Raw genomic sequence first — 495 nt, 5'->3', positions numbered from 1 at the left:
AGGGCGATGCCGGCAAGGTCGGCGGCTTCTCGCTGCATGCCGGCGTGGCCGCGGAAGCACACGAAAGCCACAAGCTCGAAAAGCTGTGCCGCTACATCACGCGCCCGGCGATCAGCGAGCAGCGGCTATCGATCTCACCGCAGGGTAGGGTGCGGTATCAGCTCAAGACGCCGTGGCGAAATGGGACCACCCATGTCGAATGGGATGCGGTCGATTTCATCGCGAAACTGGCCGCACTGGTCCCGCCATCTCGCGCGCATCTCACCCGCTTCCACGGCGTATTCGCCCCGAATGCAAACCTGCGCGCGCAGTTGACACCCTCGGGGCGCGGCAAGCGGCCTGCGGGCGATGCGGCGCCAGTGGACGTCAGCGCCCACGACGAGCCGCGCAGCCCCGAGCAGAAGCGCCGTGCGATGAGCTGGGCGCAACGGCTCAAGCGGGTCTTTTCCATCGACATCACCACCTGCGCCCACTGCGGCGGCGCGGTACGGATCG

General features: G+C 67.3%; 1 protein-coding gene. It reads left to right on the top strand.

Features of this window, described 5'->3' with window-relative positions:
* Positions 1 to 495: transposase (locus QMX79_RS20850; protein ID WP_282248475.1), on the top strand; the 495-nt coding region annotated here is incomplete at both ends.

The organism is Stenotrophomonas sp. PS02300 (genome assembly GCF_029959395.1).
Lineage (GTDB): Bacteria > Pseudomonadota > Gammaproteobacteria > Xanthomonadales > Xanthomonadaceae > Stenotrophomonas > Stenotrophomonas maltophilia_AD.
The sequence above is the reverse complement of the archived record's forward strand: the minus strand, read 5'-3'. Positions and strand labels throughout refer to the sequence as shown.